12 protein-coding genes and 1 riboswitch are annotated in these 16,065 nt (G+C 47.8%); of the genes, 8 read left to right on the plus strand and 4 right to left on the minus strand.

Going from position 1 to position 16,065, the window contains the following annotated elements:
• Nucleotides 1-43 precede the first annotated feature (43 nt).
• The gene (locus tag EV146_RS05285; RefSeq protein ID WP_132002962.1) at nt 44-1,432 is read left to right on the plus strand and encodes an alanine/glycine:cation symporter family protein; all 1,389 of its coding nucleotides are present in this window, start codon (nt 44-46) and stop codon (nt 1,430-1,432) included.
• Between the two features lie 199 nt (nt 1,433-1,631).
• Nucleotides 1,632-4,427 (plus strand): EAL domain-containing protein, encoded by a 2,796-nt coding sequence (locus EV146_RS05290; RefSeq protein ID WP_132002965.1) that lies wholly within the window; start codon nt 1,632-1,634, stop codon nt 4,425-4,427.
• A gap of 529 nt (nt 4,428-4,956) precedes the next feature.
• On the opposite strand, the gene EV146_RS05295 is transcribed toward EV146_RS05290, so the two are convergent.
• The 4 genes from EV146_RS05295 to tenA are packed head-to-tail and all read right to left on the minus strand — an operon-like array spanning nt 4,957 to nt 8,778.
• Nucleotides 4,957-5,736, minus strand: a complete 780-nt coding sequence (locus EV146_RS05295) for an energy-coupling factor transporter transmembrane component T family protein (RefSeq protein ID WP_132002968.1) — start codon at nt 5,734-5,736, stop codon at nt 4,957-4,959.
• Nucleotides 5,730-7,490, minus strand: a complete 1,761-nt coding sequence (locus EV146_RS05300; RefSeq protein ID WP_132002971.1) for an ABC transporter ATP-binding protein — start codon at nt 7,488-7,490, stop codon at nt 5,730-5,732. Before EV146_RS05300 ends, EV146_RS05295 begins: the two co-directional genes overlap by 7 nt.
• On the minus strand, nt 7,471-8,079 hold the full coding sequence (locus tag EV146_RS05305; protein WP_132002974.1) for an ECF transporter S component: 609 nt from the start codon (nt 8,077-8,079) through the stop codon (nt 7,471-7,473). Before EV146_RS05305 ends, EV146_RS05300 begins: the two co-directional genes overlap by 20 nt.
• A 12-nt stretch (nt 8,080-8,091) precedes the next feature.
• A complete protein-coding gene (gene tenA, locus EV146_RS05310) occupies nt 8,092-8,778 on the minus strand; it encodes a thiaminase II (protein ID WP_132002977.1) in 687 nt (228 codons plus the stop codon).
• 144 nt (nt 8,779-8,922) lie between these two features.
• Nucleotides 8,923-9,025, minus strand: a riboswitch (TPP riboswitch).
• Nucleotides 9,026-9,357: 332 nt separating this feature from the next.
• Between tenA and EV146_RS05315 the strand changes: the two genes are divergently transcribed.
• From EV146_RS05315 to EV146_RS05340, 6 genes are all read left to right on the plus strand, one after another.
• Nucleotides 9,358-10,656, plus strand: a complete 1,299-nt coding sequence (locus tag EV146_RS05315) for a Gfo/Idh/MocA family protein (RefSeq protein WP_132002980.1) — start codon at nt 9,358-9,360, stop codon at nt 10,654-10,656.
• 38 nt (nt 10,657-10,694) lie between these two features.
• Entirely contained in the window at nt 10,695-11,756 is a 1,062-nt protein-coding gene (locus tag EV146_RS05320) for a glycoside hydrolase family 88/105 protein (protein ID WP_132002983.1), read from the plus strand.
• Between the two features lie 362 nt (nt 11,757-12,118).
• On the plus strand, nt 12,119-13,420 hold the full coding sequence (locus EV146_RS05325; protein WP_132002986.1) for an ABC transporter substrate-binding protein: 1,302 nt from the start codon (nt 12,119-12,121) through the stop codon (nt 13,418-13,420).
• Nucleotides 13,421-13,508: 88 nt separating this feature from the next.
• Nucleotides 13,509-14,468 (plus strand): carbohydrate ABC transporter permease, encoded by a 960-nt coding sequence (locus EV146_RS05330; RefSeq protein WP_121610912.1) that lies wholly within the window; start codon nt 13,509-13,511, stop codon nt 14,466-14,468.
• 3 nt (nt 14,469-14,471) lie between these two features.
• Entirely contained in the window at nt 14,472-15,311 is an 840-nt protein-coding gene (locus EV146_RS05335; RefSeq protein ID WP_121610913.1) for a carbohydrate ABC transporter permease, read from the plus strand.
• 32 nt (nt 15,312-15,343) lie between these two features.
• Nucleotides 15,344-16,060 carry a YesL family protein gene (locus EV146_RS05340; protein WP_199232659.1) on the plus strand — a complete coding sequence of 239 codons (717 nt, stop codon included), beginning with the start codon at nt 15,344-15,346 and terminating at the stop codon, nt 16,058-16,060.
• The last annotated feature ends 5 nt before the right edge of the window (nt 16,061-16,065 follow it).

A 16,065-nucleotide genomic window follows, 5' to 3' on the forward strand; every position in this document is an offset into this window, starting at 1 on the left:
GGAATGAGTTATTTAGATAGCTATGAATTAAGGGGGATCATTTTTGGAAAAAATTTTATCCATTGTAACATCCATCTCAACCTGGCTGTGGGGGCCGCCGCTGATTATCCTGCTGGCGGGAACCGGCATCTATTTAACCATCCTGCTTAAATTCTTTCAATTTCGGTATCCTATTTATATTTTTCAGCAAACGTTTGGCAGTATTTTTAAAAAGCCGAAAGGGGAAGGGACCGTTACTCCTTTCCAGGCATTGACTTCTGCACTGTCGTCAACAATCGGCGCATCCAATATTGTCGGTGTCCCGGCTGCCATTATGTTCGGGGGGCCTGGCGCCATCTTCTGGATGTGGGTCATTGCCCTGGTTGGCATGGCAATCAAATTCTCTGAGAGTGTTCTGGCGGTCCGCTACCGCGAAAAGAACGAGGCCGGAGAGTATGTGGGAGGCCCGATGTATTATATGACCAAGGGCCTGAATATGAAGTGGCTCGGCGTCTGGTTTGCCTTCGGTCTGATGATTGAGCTGATTCCAAGTATTATGGTACAGGGAAATGCAGTATCCTCTGCAGTTTCCTCTTCATTTAGCATTAATCCGCTTTATACCGGCATTTTTATGGCCCTTCTGGTCGGCCTGATTGTGTTCGGCGGGATTAAGCGAATCGGGAAAGTCACGGAAATACTGGTTCCGTTCATGGCCATTTTTTACGTAGGAGCTGCCCTCATCATCATCTTCATGAACCTGAACCAGCTTCCGGAAGTGTTTGGCATGATCTTCTCGTATGCGTTCCAGCCAATGGCAGCGCTTGGCGGCTTTGCCGGAGCAGCTGTGGCTGAAGTCATCCGCTGGGGATTTGCCCGGGGGTTATATTCGAATGAAGCAGGACTTGGGACTGCCCCAATTGCTCATGCGGCTGCCCAGACTGATCATCCCGTTCGCCAGGGGCTGTGGTCGGTCATCGGCGTCCTTGTCGACACGTTGATTGTTTGTACAGCGACAGCCTTTGTCGTCCTGTCATCCGGGGTTTGGACCGAGGAGGGTGCGATGAAGGATCCATCCGCGCTGACTACCATTGCATTTACAAACTACTTTGGGAATGCAGGCGGAATGCTTGTTACTATCTGTATCATTTTCTTCGTTCTATCGACCATCCTTGTGGTTATGCACTATGGCGCAAAGCAGGCTGAATTTTTATTCGGGATGAAGGCTGGTGCGGTGATCAAGGTTGTCTACTTGATCGCAATTGTCCTTGGTTCGGTTGGGGCCGCCAAGACCATCTGGCAGTTCCTTGACCTTGCACTGGCAGGTATCCTGATTCCAAACATTATCGCGGTTCTGCTGTTAAGCAAAGAGGTCAAGCGATTGACGAACGAGTTTTTCACTTCAGAGCAATATTATCTAAAAGATATTAAGAAAAAGAACGATCCTGCTGCGTAAGCAGAAATGAATGGTTAAAAACGCCAGGCATTCCCGTAGTGGGGAATCTGGCGTTTTTTTTAATAGGAAAAGCCGGATATGCTAATAATTTACAATAGATAGCATGACCGCGTATGCCAGTTTCAGGTTAAAATAGAGTTAATATTCTATTAAGCAGAGAACGCGTCAGTATCAGCTGATTTTTAGGAGATATCCAAGTATGGAAAACAATAGTGTAAAAGAGTGCGAGTATTTTGATCAAATTCAGACCATCTTTGCCCACTCATCTGACTGTTTAATAGTCATTGATGAGGAGGGGACGATTATCTATCTGAATACCAGTGCTGAGCGTTTCTTTAAGGTGATGTCCATTAAAATGGAGGGCAGGCCGATTCAGAAGCTCATTCCGGGTTTTGACCAGGAGAATATCCCTCATTCAACTATGAGCCGTTTTACAGGTGTGAACGGAAAAGGGGAATTCCCGATCCAGGTGATGGCGAATCCGCTGCAGGTGGGAAGCAAATGGTATGATGTCCTTCGCATCAAGTGCGTCGAGGAAAAAGGTAACGACACGATTCAGGAACTAGTGAGCGTAAATAAAGAGCTGGCGGATTTAAAATGGGCACTGGATGAATCCTCGATCATTGCGATAACCGATCAGAGCGGGATCATCCAGGCAGTCAATAAGAAATTTTGTGAGCTTTCCAAATATAAGGAAGAAGAGCTGCTTGGCAAGGACCACAAAATCCTGAATTCAGGGTATCACCCCAAGTCCTTTTTCAGGGATATGTGGAAAACGATTGGATCCGGTCAAGTATGGCGAGGCGAAATTTTGAACAAGACCAAGATTGGAACCTTATACTGGGTGCATACAACGATTGTTCCTATATTAAATGAAAAAGGAAAGCCTTACCGTTATATTTCCTTCAGGGTGGACATTACGGAACGAAAGCAAATGGAAACCGCCTTGCGAGATTCCCTTCGCAAAGATTTTAACCAGACAGTGAAGAACCTGGAGAATGGAATTTTTAAAATGATTCAGGATGAACGTGGAAATTGTGTCTATGTGATGGCGGAAGGGAAGCTGATGGAGGAGCTTGGGATCGGCACGGGGAAACTCGAAGGAAGAACCCCTTTTGATGCTTTTCCAGAGCATATTGCATCCTATAAAAATAAAAAATATAAAAAAGCTTTTCAAGGAAATCATATTAGCTATGAGGTGCAGCTTTCAGGCCGGCTTTTATATGTGGACGTTTCGCCGATCCGGCAAGGAGAGACAGTCGCCGAGCTTGTTGGTTCTGTCCACGATGTCACGGAGCTAAGATCCACCCAAAAACAGCTTCAGGAAAACAAGTCCCTCTACCAATCTCTTTTTAAACACAGCCAGGATGTTGTCTTTAGCCTCGATGCAAAAGGGGTGATCCAGCAAATGAATCCTGCCGCAGAGATGAAATTGGGCCTTCTCTTTGAAAAAACGCAAACCAAGTCCCTTCTGGATATGATTGCTCCCAAGGACCAGGCTCTCGGACATGGGTGTTTTAAAAAGACCCTGCGGGGCGAACTGCAGAATTTTGATGCTGAAGTCCGTCACTTGAACGGAGATCGAGTTTATTTTAATTTCACCTTTCTGCCTATTATCGTGGATCAGCAGGTTGCAGGAATCTATTCAATTGGAAAGGACATCAGTGAGCGGATAAAGGTTCAGGAGTTGAATGAGTACTTGGCTCACCATGATGAGCTGACCAAGCTCCTGAATCGAAGGGGATTTGAGGCTGTGCTGAAAAATTCCCTGGTTCATGCTGAGAAGAATCAGAAATGCCTGGCGGTTATGTATATTGATCTGGACCGTTTTAAAAACATTAATGATACCCTGGGCCATTTTATCGGGGATTGCTTACTGGAGCAGATTGCCGTTCGTTTAAGCGGAAGCATCCGGGAGGGAACCTATATTGCCCGGATGGGCGGGGATGAGTTCATGGTTCTTTGTCCCGAAATAAAAAGTAACGAGGAGACCATCCAATTTGCCAATGAGTACTTGAACCGTCTGAAGGAACCATTTTTTATAAAAGGGCACGAACTTTATGTGACGGCCAGTATTGGAATCAGCACGTTCCCTTCGGATGGGCTTAATGTTGGGGATTTGATGAGGCGTGCCGATGTCGCGCTTTACCGGGCGAAGGACCTGGGGAGGAACAATTGCCAGATTTATTCTTCCTCCATGGATGCAACCAGCTACCAGTCCTTTTTTATGGAAAGGGATTTGAGGAAAGCGTTGATTCACGATGAGTTTACGGCTTATTTCCAGCCGCGGGTGGATGCCAGGACCAATAAGATCATTAGCGCCGAGGCGTTGATTCGCTGGAAACATCCGAAATATGGGCTAGTGCCGCCATCCGAATTTATTCCCCTTGCAGAGGAGACCGGCCTGATCATTCCGATTGGTGAATGGATGAAGAAAAGGGTCTGCGAGCTGCTGGTGAAGTGGCGGGAGGAAGGAATTCCCCTGGTGCCCATTTCCATTAATGTCAGTCCGCAGAGGTTCCTGCAATCTGATTTTGCAACCTGTGTCAGACAAATCCTGGAGAAGTACGATCTGAACGGAAGCTTGCTCGAAATCGAAATTACCGAAAACTCGCTGATGAGGACGGAGGAATATGTGGAGCAGACCATTGAAGAGCTGAAGGAGCTCGGCGTCAAGATTTATATTGATGATTTCGGGACAGGCTATTCATCCTTTGCCTACCTAAAATCCTTTAAGCTCGATGGAATAAAAATAGACCGCTCCTTCATCAAGGATATTTCCAGTGAATCGGAAAATGCCAGCATCACTTCGGCCATGATCAATCTGGCGAAGCATCTAAAAATGGACGTCATTGCCGAAGGAGTCGAGACCGTGGAAGAACTCAACTTCCTTAAAGAACACAACTGCCATCACGTTCAGGGCTACCTGTTTGCCAAGCCAAGTCCCGCAGAGGAATTCCAGGCACTCCTGGCAGAAGGGCTCAACCTCAAATAAAGAAACTCGGCTGAATAACTCAGCCGAGTTTCTTTATTTGGGATCCATCACGCACCGATATAGTAATGCACGAAAGGGGGTCAGGCACGCGTTGGTTTGGTAACGCAAGAAAGAGGGTCAGGCACGCACCAGTTTGGTAAAGCACGAAAGGGGGTCAGGCACGCATTGGTTTGGTAAAGCACGAAAGGGGGTCAGGCACGCGTTGGTTTGGTAACGCACGAAAGGGGGTCAGGCACGCGTTGGTTTGGTAACGCACGAAAGGGGGTCAGGCCCCCATTGGTTTGGTAAAGCACGAAAGGGGGTCAGACCCCCATTGGTTTGGTAACGCACGAAAGGGGGTCAGGCCCGCATTGGTTTAGTAAAGTACGAAAGGGGGTCAGACCCCCTTCAGTATGGTAACGTACGAAGGAGGGTCAGACCCGCGCTTTGGCAACACGCTAAATGATTCAAACGGGCACAAAACGATTCAATCGCACAAAGCGCACACACAACTCAGTACAACCAACCGCACACGGGCACGCCAGTGTATCTATCCTCCTGACTGTGCCCGCAGCAGTACCAGTCCTCCATACAGTACGCCAAGCCCGACCGCATAGGCAGCATCATTCCGGGTCCATGGGACTACATAGTAAAAGCTGCGGTCCCGGCTGCCGTCAAACCCTTTGGATTCCATGGCAATGGCGACCCGCTCGGCTTTGCGGATAGCACTGGCCATCAATGGAATCATGTAGCGCTTCGTTTCCGTCAGACGGGCACCCAGGCCCCAGGCTTCACCAAGGCCGCGGATGCGGTGGGCGGCCCGCACTTGTTTTAGCTCCTGCCGGAATAGGGGGAGGAAGCGGTAAGCCGCCATCATTCCATATCCAAAGCGGGGCGGCAGCTTGCAGTGCTGGATGAGGCTCAGCATCAGCTTGGTTGGCTCCGTCGTCAGCACGAACAACAGCGACCAGGAAGCAAACACGAGCGACCGAAGACCGAGCGAGAGCCCAACCATCAAGTTTTCCTTCGCCACTGCCAGACCGCCAATCGTAAACAGGATGGTTTCTCCCCGTTCGTCCGGGAAAACGACGTTGATCCATATGAAGCTGAATGCAAACACGCTGAAGGGAAGAAGAATCATCAGTAAAAACCGGAGCGAAATTCCTCCCAGAATGGAGACCCCGGCGATGGTGATCATTAGCAGGATCAACGGCGTCAAGGGATCAAACACCATCACCATAAAGAAAATCACCATCAGCAGACTGGCCAGCTTCAGGGTTGGGTTGACCTGCTGCAGAAAATGGCTGTTTCGCTGATATCTGTCTAGCATAATACTTTGTCCTCCTTAAAAGCTTGCAGCCATGGCTTCAGCCTATAGGAAAGCGGTACTGTGATGGCTGCATTTTTCAAGAGTGCGTGATTTTCAAAAAAATGCCCGGGCTCTCCCTGATAAGCAACTGTGCCTTCCTGCAAGAGCACCACCTTGCTGGCATACTGATAAACCAGTTCCATATCGTGGGTAATCATAATAATACTTTTGCCCATTGAATTCAGCTCCTGCAGCAGATTCATCAAAGCCTCCGTATTGACCTGGTCCTGGCCGAAGGTTGGTTCATCAAGGATCAGCAGCTGCTGGTCATTGGTGAGCATCGTTGCAACCGACAGGCGGCGTTTTTGCCCCTGGCTCAGCGAAAACGGATTATGCTCCCGCACTGCCCTTAAGCGGAATTTCTCGAGCTGCTCCTCGACCATGGGCTGCCATTCCTCCGGCTTCCATCCCGAGATTTTATACCCAAAAGCCAGCTCCTGCTCGACGCTGTCACAAACAAACTGATGCTCAGGGTTCTGGAATACATAGCCTGCCTGTTTCATTAGCTCATTCTGCTTTAAGTCCTGGTAGCGAACGCCGTTTAACTGAATGTCTCCGGCAGCAGGCTTCAGCAGGCCGATCAAGAGCTGGGACAATGTCGTCTTGCCTGTTCCGTTCGGTCCGACCAATGCCATGAATTCCCCGGGACGAACATCGAGAGAAATCGATTTTAAAATATCGCGGCCTCCGTATGAAAAGGAAAGGTCCCTTATTTTTAAAATTGGTGTACCTTCCCGGGAAACAAAAGACGATTCCGCTGTAACCTGCCAAGGTAATTCATGTCCAGCCACAGTCTCAGTCTGCCCTTCGCCCCCGTTCAGCCCATCAGCCTCAGCCGCAGCACCCCGCCATTCCTGCATATCCTCCTTCCCATGCATCGCCAGCTCCTCCTGCCATTCTTCGATAGTAAGAGGGAGCCGGGACCACTGCATGCCTTTCTCCTCAAGGAGCCTGGCGAATTGGAGAAGGTGAGGGACCCAGATGCCGTTTTCTTTTATGGCGTCATAATACTGTTCAAACACAAGCCGCGGCCCGTCGTCCGCCATGATGTTTCCAAGCTGGTCAAGGACGATGACTCTTTCCATTTGAGGGAGGAGGGAGTCCAGCTTATGCTCGATAAAAATCAGCGTTTTCCCCAGTCTGCCAGAAATGCTCAGCAGTAGCTGAAAAATTTCCTGTGTAGAGGCAGGGTCCAGGTTGGCGGTTGGCTCATCCAGAATGAGAACGTCAGGGTCCATGGCCAGCAGGCAGGCGATTCCAAGCTTTTGCTTCATACCGCCGGAAAGCTCCTGCAGCTGGGCTTTTCTTACATGGGAAAGGCCGACCAGCTCGAGACTGGTTTCCAGCCTTTCCTCCATTTCTGTCCTTGTGAGGCCCAGGTTTTCCAGCCCGAACAGGATTTCCTCCTCAACCGTCACCATACAGAACTGCGTTTCCGGGTCCTGAAACAGAATGCCAATTTTCCTGCTAACCGCACTTGGGGACAGCTCTGCCGGGGAGCTGCCGTCCACTAAAAGAGTTCCTTTCATGTCGGCTTCGACTGCACGGGGAATGATTCCGTTCAGCGCGAGAGCCAGCGTGCTTTTGCCGCCTCCGCTTGGCCCCAGGATCAGGACCCTCTCGCCTTGTTCCAGGTCAAGGGAGATCCCTTTCAGCACATCTTCGGACTGAAAGGGATACCGAATGGACAATTCCTCAATCTTGAGAAAGGGCATTTTTCTCCATCCTTTGCTGCCGGCGGACTTTCCCGAGCGTAAAATTGTCCAGCACTCCGGTCCGGCTTAAGGAGTCGGCAATCGCCTTGCTGCCCCAGCCCGCCAGGAAGGCCCCGCTCAATAGCATGGCACCAAGCATTGCACCAGTAATGACCGAGGAGTACTGGCTGTATCCGTACATAAAATAAATGGTGATAAAATTGGCGAGTGTGCCAAACATTCCCGACAGCATCAGAACCGGAAGCCGGTAGCTTCTGTATAAAAACAGGGCCAATGCAAGCTCCGCGCCGAGTCCCTGCGTAAAGCCGAGAATCAGCACCGAACCCGCACTCACGGAACCAACTAAAATTTCTGTCCCCGCTGCGATCATTTCGGCGATCAGGGCCACGCCCGGCTTGCGGATGATATAGGCGCAGACAATGCTGGCCATGATCCAGAATCCCGTCATCAGCCCGTGGCCGACTGGCCCTGTAACTCCCTGGACAATCTGGCCCAGGAAGATCCAGCCGAGATAAAGAACGCCAAAGACAACTGAAATGGAGGCCATCACAACAATTTCACGCAGATTTAACTTGGTTGGACTTTTCATCGCTGCTCCCCCTTACTTGGCCGCCAGCGCCTGCTGAACGGGCCACTCTTCGATTTTATAGGCCATATCGAAAAACATATACTCAAGCTGGCAGCTGTAGATGAAATGCTCCTTCATTCTCGCTTTCTCTTCCTCGGACGCACTCTCGGCAATCTCGTCAAGCTTCTTAAGGTACAGGTTCATTCTTGGCTCGGTCTGTGATCCGTAAAAGGAAATCCACTCATAGAATGGATGGCTATCTTCCGGCTGGCATTCCCTCAGCATGCGGGCCGCAATATCGAGGTATACCCATGGGCAGGGGAGGACCACAGCGATGATTTCCCCAAGGGACCCTTCATGTGCCGTATTCAGCATATGCCTCGTATAATTCCTTGCGGTCGGAGCCAGGGCATATCCCTGCAGATCCTCGTATTTCACGCCAGCCACCCGGCAGAAATTATGATGAGGATGGATTTCACTGTTCAAGATAAAATCAATGCTTGTGCTGAACAGCTCCATGTCTTCCCGCCTGCTGCATTTGACAATCCCGAGGGCATAAGTCCGGATCATCGCATTCAAATATTCGAAGTCCTGCTTTACATAATGGACAAGCTGCTCCTTCTCCAGATGTCCTTCCGCAATCCCTTTTACAAAGGGGTGCTGATAGATCGCCTCAAAAATGTAATCTGCCTCTTTACGCAATTCCTGTGAAAAACTCATGTCCGAATCCTCCTTTTTGTTCTTAAAAGAAGCCCGTTCAGGTTTTATCCAATAAAAAAAGCCGCCCCAAATGGAGCAGCTTTTAAGAAAATACATACTTACACCGTAAAATAAGCATAAGAATGTACTTAATATCAGAATAAAAGAAAGCCGACTCCACTTTCCTACGCTGGTACTAACCAGATCAGGTTCAAAGGGATCAAGAGTAACTCTTATCTCAGCCAAAACGGCACCCCTAGTGGACTTCTTATTAAGTTGATATCAATTTATCACAGAGCGGTATCCTTGTCAAAGTGAAAAAAGAATTTTTAGAAAAATAAGTAAAATGGCAGTCCGCCGATATACTCAGAAAATAATCCAGAAGTCATCCCTCTTTAACGAAAGGTGTAAAGCACCTGCAAACTGACATTTCGAAGTTAATTTCTCAAAAATTAGTGTTTCGCTATTAATCCCCATAATTCTTAATGCCTCAAACATCCTGACTGTTTTTTTAACACAATAGACTGATTTTTCACTATTCAACGGGAGTTTATAGAAGCTAAGATACTTGTAAAAGCGTTTACATAAGGAGGGACAATCTTGAATAGAATTGTTGTCTGCGGTTTAAGCAACCGGGCTTTAGGCATGTTCATCACACCGGTTCTTACACAGTATGCCCATGAAAATAAGATTGTGGGTTTGCTGGATTCAGACTATCGAAGAATGGAACTGGCGGGGGAGAGTTTTCCTGAGCTGAGCTCCATTCCATTTTATGAACCGCAGCATGTTCAGCAAATGATCAACGAAACCAATCCTGACACCGTCATTGTCACAAGCAGGGACGATACCCATATCGATTACATTCTGAAGGGCCTGGAGAATGATCTCACCGTCATTACAGAAAAGCCCATGGTGACAAATGCGAATGATGCCAGAAGAGTGATGGAGGCAGAAGCACAGAGCAAAGGGAAAGTCATTGTCGCCTTCAATTACCGGTACAACCCTTTCCACCGGAAAATCAAGGAGCTGATCCTGGAAGGGAAAATAGGCAGGGTCACTTCCGTGGATTTGAATTGGTACATTGACACCTATCATGGCGCAAGTTACTTCAAAAGATGGAACCGAAACCGCAAATTTTCAGGCGGGCTGTCCATCCACAAATCCACCCACCATTTCGACCTTGTCAATTGGTGGATCGACCAGGTGCCGGAAGAGGTATTTGCCTACGGAGCCCTGAATTATTACGGAAAAGACGGCGAGCTGAATCCCAGTCCGGCAGACGGGCGGTATTGCAGCACATGTGAGGAAAAACTCAATTGCGGATATTACAGCCGCTGGTCCAACCGGAGAAACTCCATCTCTGTAAAAGACGATCACATCAAAGGGGACAGCATCGAAAAGTCATCTCAGAACTATACCGGTTACCGGCCGGATTCCTGTATCTTTGACCACGAAATCGACATCGAAGATACGTATGCCGTCACCGTCCGTTATGACAAAGGCGCCTTCCTGAGTTATTCTGTCAATTTCTCTCTCCCATACGAGGGATACCGCTTAGCCATCAATGGGACGAAAGGAAGGATAGAAACGACGGAATATCATGAGCCAAGCCGGATTCCATTTCCGTATCCAGAGCAAACAATCGATTATTATCCATTGTTTGGCTCCAAGGAAACCATTCATGTGGTTCAAAATGCGGGAGGTCATGGAGGCGGCGATCCCGTTCTGCAGGAGGACCTGTTTTTAGGAATCGACCCAACCAGGCCTTATCCTATACTGGCCGGAGCCGAGGCAGGGGCTTACTCTATTGCGGTTGGGGAGGGAGTATGGCGTTCCAGCCGTGATAACAGGCCTTACCGGATTAAGGACCTACTGAAAGAAATCAGCCATAGCTCGTAAAAGTGCGGTGAAAAAATTAAGAAGAAGGAGAGTGTGACATGCCTTACCTAAGGTTTGATGAAAAGGTAGTTAAAGAGAAGATTGATACTGTTGTTGAGAGAACGATGAAGATGGATTATGGCTGGGACTGGCCTGGAGGGGTGGCCTTTTTTGGCATTGCCGAAGCCTATGAAGCGACCGGGGAGGAGAAATATCTTCACTATCTCAGGGATTGGGTGGATGAGGAACTGGAAGACGGACTGCCCCCATTGACGGTCAATGCTTCCTCCATCGGTCATACGCTCCTTACCTTATACAAGTCAACAGAAGAGCAAAAATATCTGGACTATGCGGTTCAGATGGCTGACTTCTTGCTGAACGATGCAGAAAGGTTCGGGGACGGGGTTCTCCAGCATACGGTGAACGGGGGCAAGACCGTCTTTCCGCAGCAGGCATGGGTGGATACGATGTTCATGGCCGGGTATTTCCTTTTGAGGATCGGCCACCTCCTGGACCGGAAGGATTACTTTGAGTTTGGATTGAAGCAATACCATGGACATGAGGAATTCCTGCAGGATGAGGAAACAAATCTGTATTATCACGGCTGGGACAATATCGCTGGGAACCATATGTCCGGCGTCTTCTGGGCAAGAGGGAACAGCTGGGCAGCCTATACCATGGCAAGGGCGCTGGAACTGGTAAAAGTCCAGCATCCTTCCTTCATGATCATTGCGGATTCCCTGCGCGACCAGCTCAGCACACTGGTCCGCCTGCAATCCCAGACAGGGCTCTGGCATACGATCGTAACCGACCCGGATTCCTACCTTGAGACTTCAGGATCCGCAGGGATTGCCGCAGCCCTGCTTTCAAAAGGCAAGCTGTACAATAAATATCTCCAGAGATCAATCGATGGAATCCTGAACGAAATCAAGGAGGATGGATCCGTCATGAATGTGTCTGCAGGAACAGCCGTCATGGATGACGAAGACGGGTACAGGGGCGTTCCGCGCAAACGCGTTCAGGGATGGGGACAGGGGCTGGTGCTAGCCTTTCTATCCTTGCTGCTGAAGCGGAATCAAAACGTCCAGCATGAGGAAAAGCTGTCTGCAGAGTCCGTCTAAAAGAAAGCAGCAGGAAAGTGCGAGTTCCTTCATGGGAGATCCAGTCTTCTTCGTAGGAGCTCGCTATTGCAATGTCCATTATACGTAAGAGAAACCGTTAGCGATTATTCCGGCAAAAGGACACCATCCAAAGATGAGAAGTCCTAATGTACAATTTCGCATGTAGATGAGTTTATGAAATTTTAGAGGGTTCGTTCTTTATAGAAAGAATCCTGTTTTTCGGCCATAGCGCTAAAGGAATCGTCCTTTTTTTAACTCCTGTCTGATTTTTAAACAATTCTCACTGTTTTTTGAGTTCAGACAATTCGGATAAGGGTTGTATAATAACGATGAAAGCACTTACAAATGAGGGGGAAACATAGATGAAGAAATGGAAAGGCATACTGGCCTCAGCCATGCTGGTCTCTTCACTGGCAGCGTGCAGCGGAGGAAATGAAACAAGCAGCGGATCATCCGGATCCGAAAAAGCGGACAAGGATGAAAAAATCACTCTCCGGATGGCATGGTGGGGATCTCAGCCACGGCATGATTACACATTGGAAATCATCGAAATGTATGAGGAGAAAAATCCGAACGTTAATATTGAGGCGGAATATGCAAGCTGGGATGACTACTGGAAAAAGATGGCACCTCAGGCTGCTGCAAATGAACTTCCGGATATCATTCAAATGGACCTTTCTTATTTCTCTCAATATGCTGAAAACAAACAGCTTGCCGATTTAACTCCATATGTGGACAAGCAGATTAACACCAAGGATATCAATGAAAATGTCATTGACGGTGGTAAACTCGGTGATAAATTATACGGAATAAACGCTGGTGTAAACGTTCTTGGATTCAATTATGATCCTGAAACCCTTAAAAAAGCAGGCGTCGATTCTCTGAGTGAAGATTGGACATGGGATGATTATCGGGACCTTGCCAAGAAAGCAGCAGATGCCGGTATTTTTGTGGATACCGGAATGAAGTCAGATGTATTCTTCAACTACTACTTAAGAACTCTTGGAAAATCGCTGTATAGCAAAGACGGAACTTCTTTGGGATACGAGGATGACAAACTGTTTGAAGACTTCTTTAGCATGACTTCCGGTTTGGTGAAAGATAAGGCGGTACCGACTCCGGACTATCTGGCGCAATTGAAAGGAATTGAAGATGACCCTGTCGTCACACAAAAAGCAATTGGAATCTGGCAATGGTCGAACCAGTTTGTCGGCATCCAGCAAGTGGCCAAACGACCAATGGAAATCCACGGCATGCCGGGTCCTGACAGCGATAAAGGCTTGTATCTGAAACCAAGTATGTTCTGGTCCGTTTCCAATAATTCAAAGCATAAAGAAGAAGCAGCAAAATTCGTCGACTTTCTTATCAATGATATAGAAGTCAATAAATTGACGCTTGGTGACCGCGGTGTACCGGGATCTTCAACAGTTAAAGATGAGTTGAAGCCGTTGTTGGCACCTGAACAGCAGCAGGTATTCGATTATGTGGAATGGGCAGAGAAAAACAGCTCTGCATTCGATGGTCCGGACCCAATCGGTGCAGGAGAAGTCATCGAATTGATGGACAGCTTAAGTGAACAAATGAGTTATGGAAACCTGAAAGTGAAGGATGCGGCTAAACAGTTCAGGCAGCAGGCTGAAAGTATCCTGTCGCAAAATAAATAATAACAAAATCCGATAGCTGATCCTTTTTCGGATCAGCTATTGCCCTTTCATCTAAAGGATGATGGCCCGGAGCAAAGGAGATGGCAAAATGAGTTCACCGGTTGTAAGGGAAAATGTGCAAGGCGAGGTGTATGTCCCGTCTGCAAAAGCACGTAAACGGGCACTGAAACAAGATTTAACAGGCTATGCTTTTATCAGCCCATTTGTGATTGGCTTCTTTGCCTTTACGTTGATTCCGATCATTATGTCCCTATATCTGTCGTTCACGAATTATAACCTGTTTGCCCCGCCAAAATGGATCGGCCTGGAAAACTACAAAAAAATGTTTACCGCAGATCCAAGGTATTGGCAATCATTAAAAGTCACACTTATCTATGTATTTGCCGGTGTTCCACTGAGACTCGGGTTCGCCCTTTTAATTGCCATGATGCTGAATACGGCTTCAAGAGCGGTTGGGTTCTATCGTTCGCTCTTTTACCTTCCTTCTTTGATCGGCGGAAGTGTAGCCGTCGCCATCATGTGGAGAAATATTTTTGGCGATGAAGGGATTGTGAACATCGCACTGAGTTTCCTTGGCATACCAGGCGTTCGCTGGTTCGGGGACCCGACAGCGGCAATCTGGATGCTGATCTTCTTGTCTGTTTGGCAATTCGGTTCTTCCATGCTGATCTTCCTTGCCGGCTTAAAGAGCATTCCAAAGAGCTATTATGAAGCAGCAAGTGTAGACGGCGCCAATGCATGGCAAAAATTCATCAAAATCACGCTTCCTATGTTAAGTCCGGTCATTTTATTCAATACCGTCATGCAGACAATCGCTGCTTTCATGACGTTCGTTCCAGCCTTTATTATCTCCAAAGGGACAGGAGGACCTATGGACGGAACGCTTCTATACTCCTTGTATTTATACCTGCAAGGGTTCGAGTTCTTCAATATGGGCTATGCCAACGCCATGGCGTGGATCATGCTTATCATCGTCGGAATCCTGACCGCCATCATATTTGCATCATCAAAATTATGGGTTCACTACGAAGCGGATGGAGGGAAATAACTTATGAAGAAAAAATCAGTGAAATGGTGGACCTACCATGTATTGGTCGGCGGGTTTGCGATTTTAATGCTTTATCCGTTTATCTGGCTTCTCATGAGTTCGTTTAAAGAAAGCAGCACGATTTTTGTCACAGCCAAATCGCTGATCCCGGATCCATGGATTTGGACTAACTTCGTGGAAGGCTGGAAAGGGATCGGCGGAAATTCGTTTGGCGTGTTCATTAAAAATACCGTAATCCTGGTGGCCTTAACATTGGTTGGGCAGGTTGTTTCCTCCACACTGGTGGCCTATGGGTTTGCCCGGCTTCAGTTCAGGGGGAAAGCCTTCTGGTTTGCCATCATGATGGTGACCCTTATGCTGCCGGGGGAAGTGGTCATGATCCCTCAGTACATCATTTTTGCCAAACTCGAATGGCTTAATTCCTTAAAGCCGCTTGTGATTCCGGCCTACTTCGGAACACCGTTCTTCATTTTCCTTATCGTCCAATTTATAAGGACCATTCCAAGGGAACTGGATGAAGCGGCGATCATTGATGGATGCAACACCTTTAACATTTTCTATAAAATCATTCTGCCGCTGATCAAACCGGCATTAGCAACAGCAGCTATTTTCTCTTTCTACTGGACGTGGGACGCTTTGCTTGGACCAGTTCTATATTTGAACAGTCCGGCGAAATACACCGTTTCCATGGCACTGAACATGTTCCTCAGCAATGAGACCGTTTCGAACTGGGGCGCGATGTTTGCGATGTCGGTCGTCACACTCGTACCTGTATTCGTCATCTTCTTCCTGTTCCAGCGTTATATCGTGGAAGGGATGAGCACCAGCGGATTGAAAGGATAATCTACGTATGACCTCAATCTGCCCCTTCATGATTGATTGCCTTGTTCCTTGAAGGAATCCATCAAAAGGGGCTGATTGTTTTTATCAATACAGCACACAAGGAGGACAAAATGGATACTTCCGGATTTATGGGTGGTTTGTATCGATTGTTTGACTGGATTTCTAAAATGGCTTTGTTAAATCTATTATGGATCTTTTTCTCTGTTCTTGGGCTCGGTCTGTTTGGTTTTTTCCCTGCAACGGCTGCGATGTTTGCCGTCATGAGAAAATGGATCTACGGGGAAGACGATATCCCGGTTATCAGGACGTTCTGGACCTCTTATAAGAGGGAGTTTATCAAGAGCAACCTTTTGGGTGGCATCATTCTTGCAGCCGGGATTGTGTTATGTGCCGACTTCCTGTTTATTCAGAATGTGGCGGATGAATCTCTGTCACTGCTTTATGCTCCTCTGCTGATTCTTGTGTTCCTCTTTGTTTCCATGGCCTTCTATGTAATCCCGATGTTCGTTCATTATGACATGAAAATTGGCCAGGTGATCAAGAATTCCTTCTTCGTCATGATTCTGAATCCTGTCTCCACGTTTTCCATGGTCGTTGGGACTTTCGGAATTTGTTTTGCCTTATCCTACGCCCCGCCGATCGCCATACTTTTCAGCGGGAACCTGATTGCCTTGATTGTCATGAAGTTTTCATCTAAATCGTTTGACAAAGTCCATGCGAAGTCACAAATGTTCCTGCAGGAACAATAAAGGAG

Source organism: Mesobacillus foraminis (assembly GCF_004340465.1).
GTDB classification, from domain to species: Bacteria; Bacillota; Bacilli; order Bacillales; family Cytobacillaceae; genus Mesobacillus_B; species Mesobacillus_B foraminis.

Excerpts from the sequence above, each read along its gene's own strand:
- EV146_RS05290 (WP_132002965.1), top strand. The coding sequence starts at position 1,632 with ATGGAAAACAATAGTGTAAAAGAGTGCGAGTATTTTGATCAAATTCAG.
- EV146_RS05295 (WP_132002968.1), bottom strand. The coding sequence starts at position 5,736 with ATGCTAGACAGATATCAGCGAAACAGCCATTTTCTGCAGCAGGTCAAC.
- EV146_RS05300 (WP_132002971.1), bottom strand. The coding sequence starts at position 7,490 with ATGCCCTTTCTCAAGATTGAGGAATTGTCCATTCGGTATCCCTTTCAG.
- EV146_RS05305 (WP_132002974.1), bottom strand. The coding sequence starts at position 8,079 with ATGAAAAGTCCAACCAAGTTAAATCTGCGTGAAATTGTTGTGATGGCC.
- tenA (WP_132002977.1), bottom strand. The coding sequence starts at position 8,778 with ATGAGTTTTTCACAGGAATTGCGTAAAGAGGCAGATTACATTTTTGAG.
- EV146_RS05320 (WP_132002983.1), top strand. The coding sequence starts at position 10,695 with ATGCCTTACCTAAGGTTTGATGAAAAGGTAGTTAAAGAGAAGATTGAT.
- EV146_RS05325 (WP_132002986.1), top strand. The coding sequence starts at position 12,119 with ATGAAGAAATGGAAAGGCATACTGGCCTCAGCCATGCTGGTCTCTTCA.
- EV146_RS05330 (WP_121610912.1), top strand. The coding sequence starts at position 13,509 with ATGAGTTCACCGGTTGTAAGGGAAAATGTGCAAGGCGAGGTGTATGTC.
- EV146_RS05335 (WP_121610913.1), top strand. The coding sequence starts at position 14,472 with ATGAAGAAAAAATCAGTGAAATGGTGGACCTACCATGTATTGGTCGGC.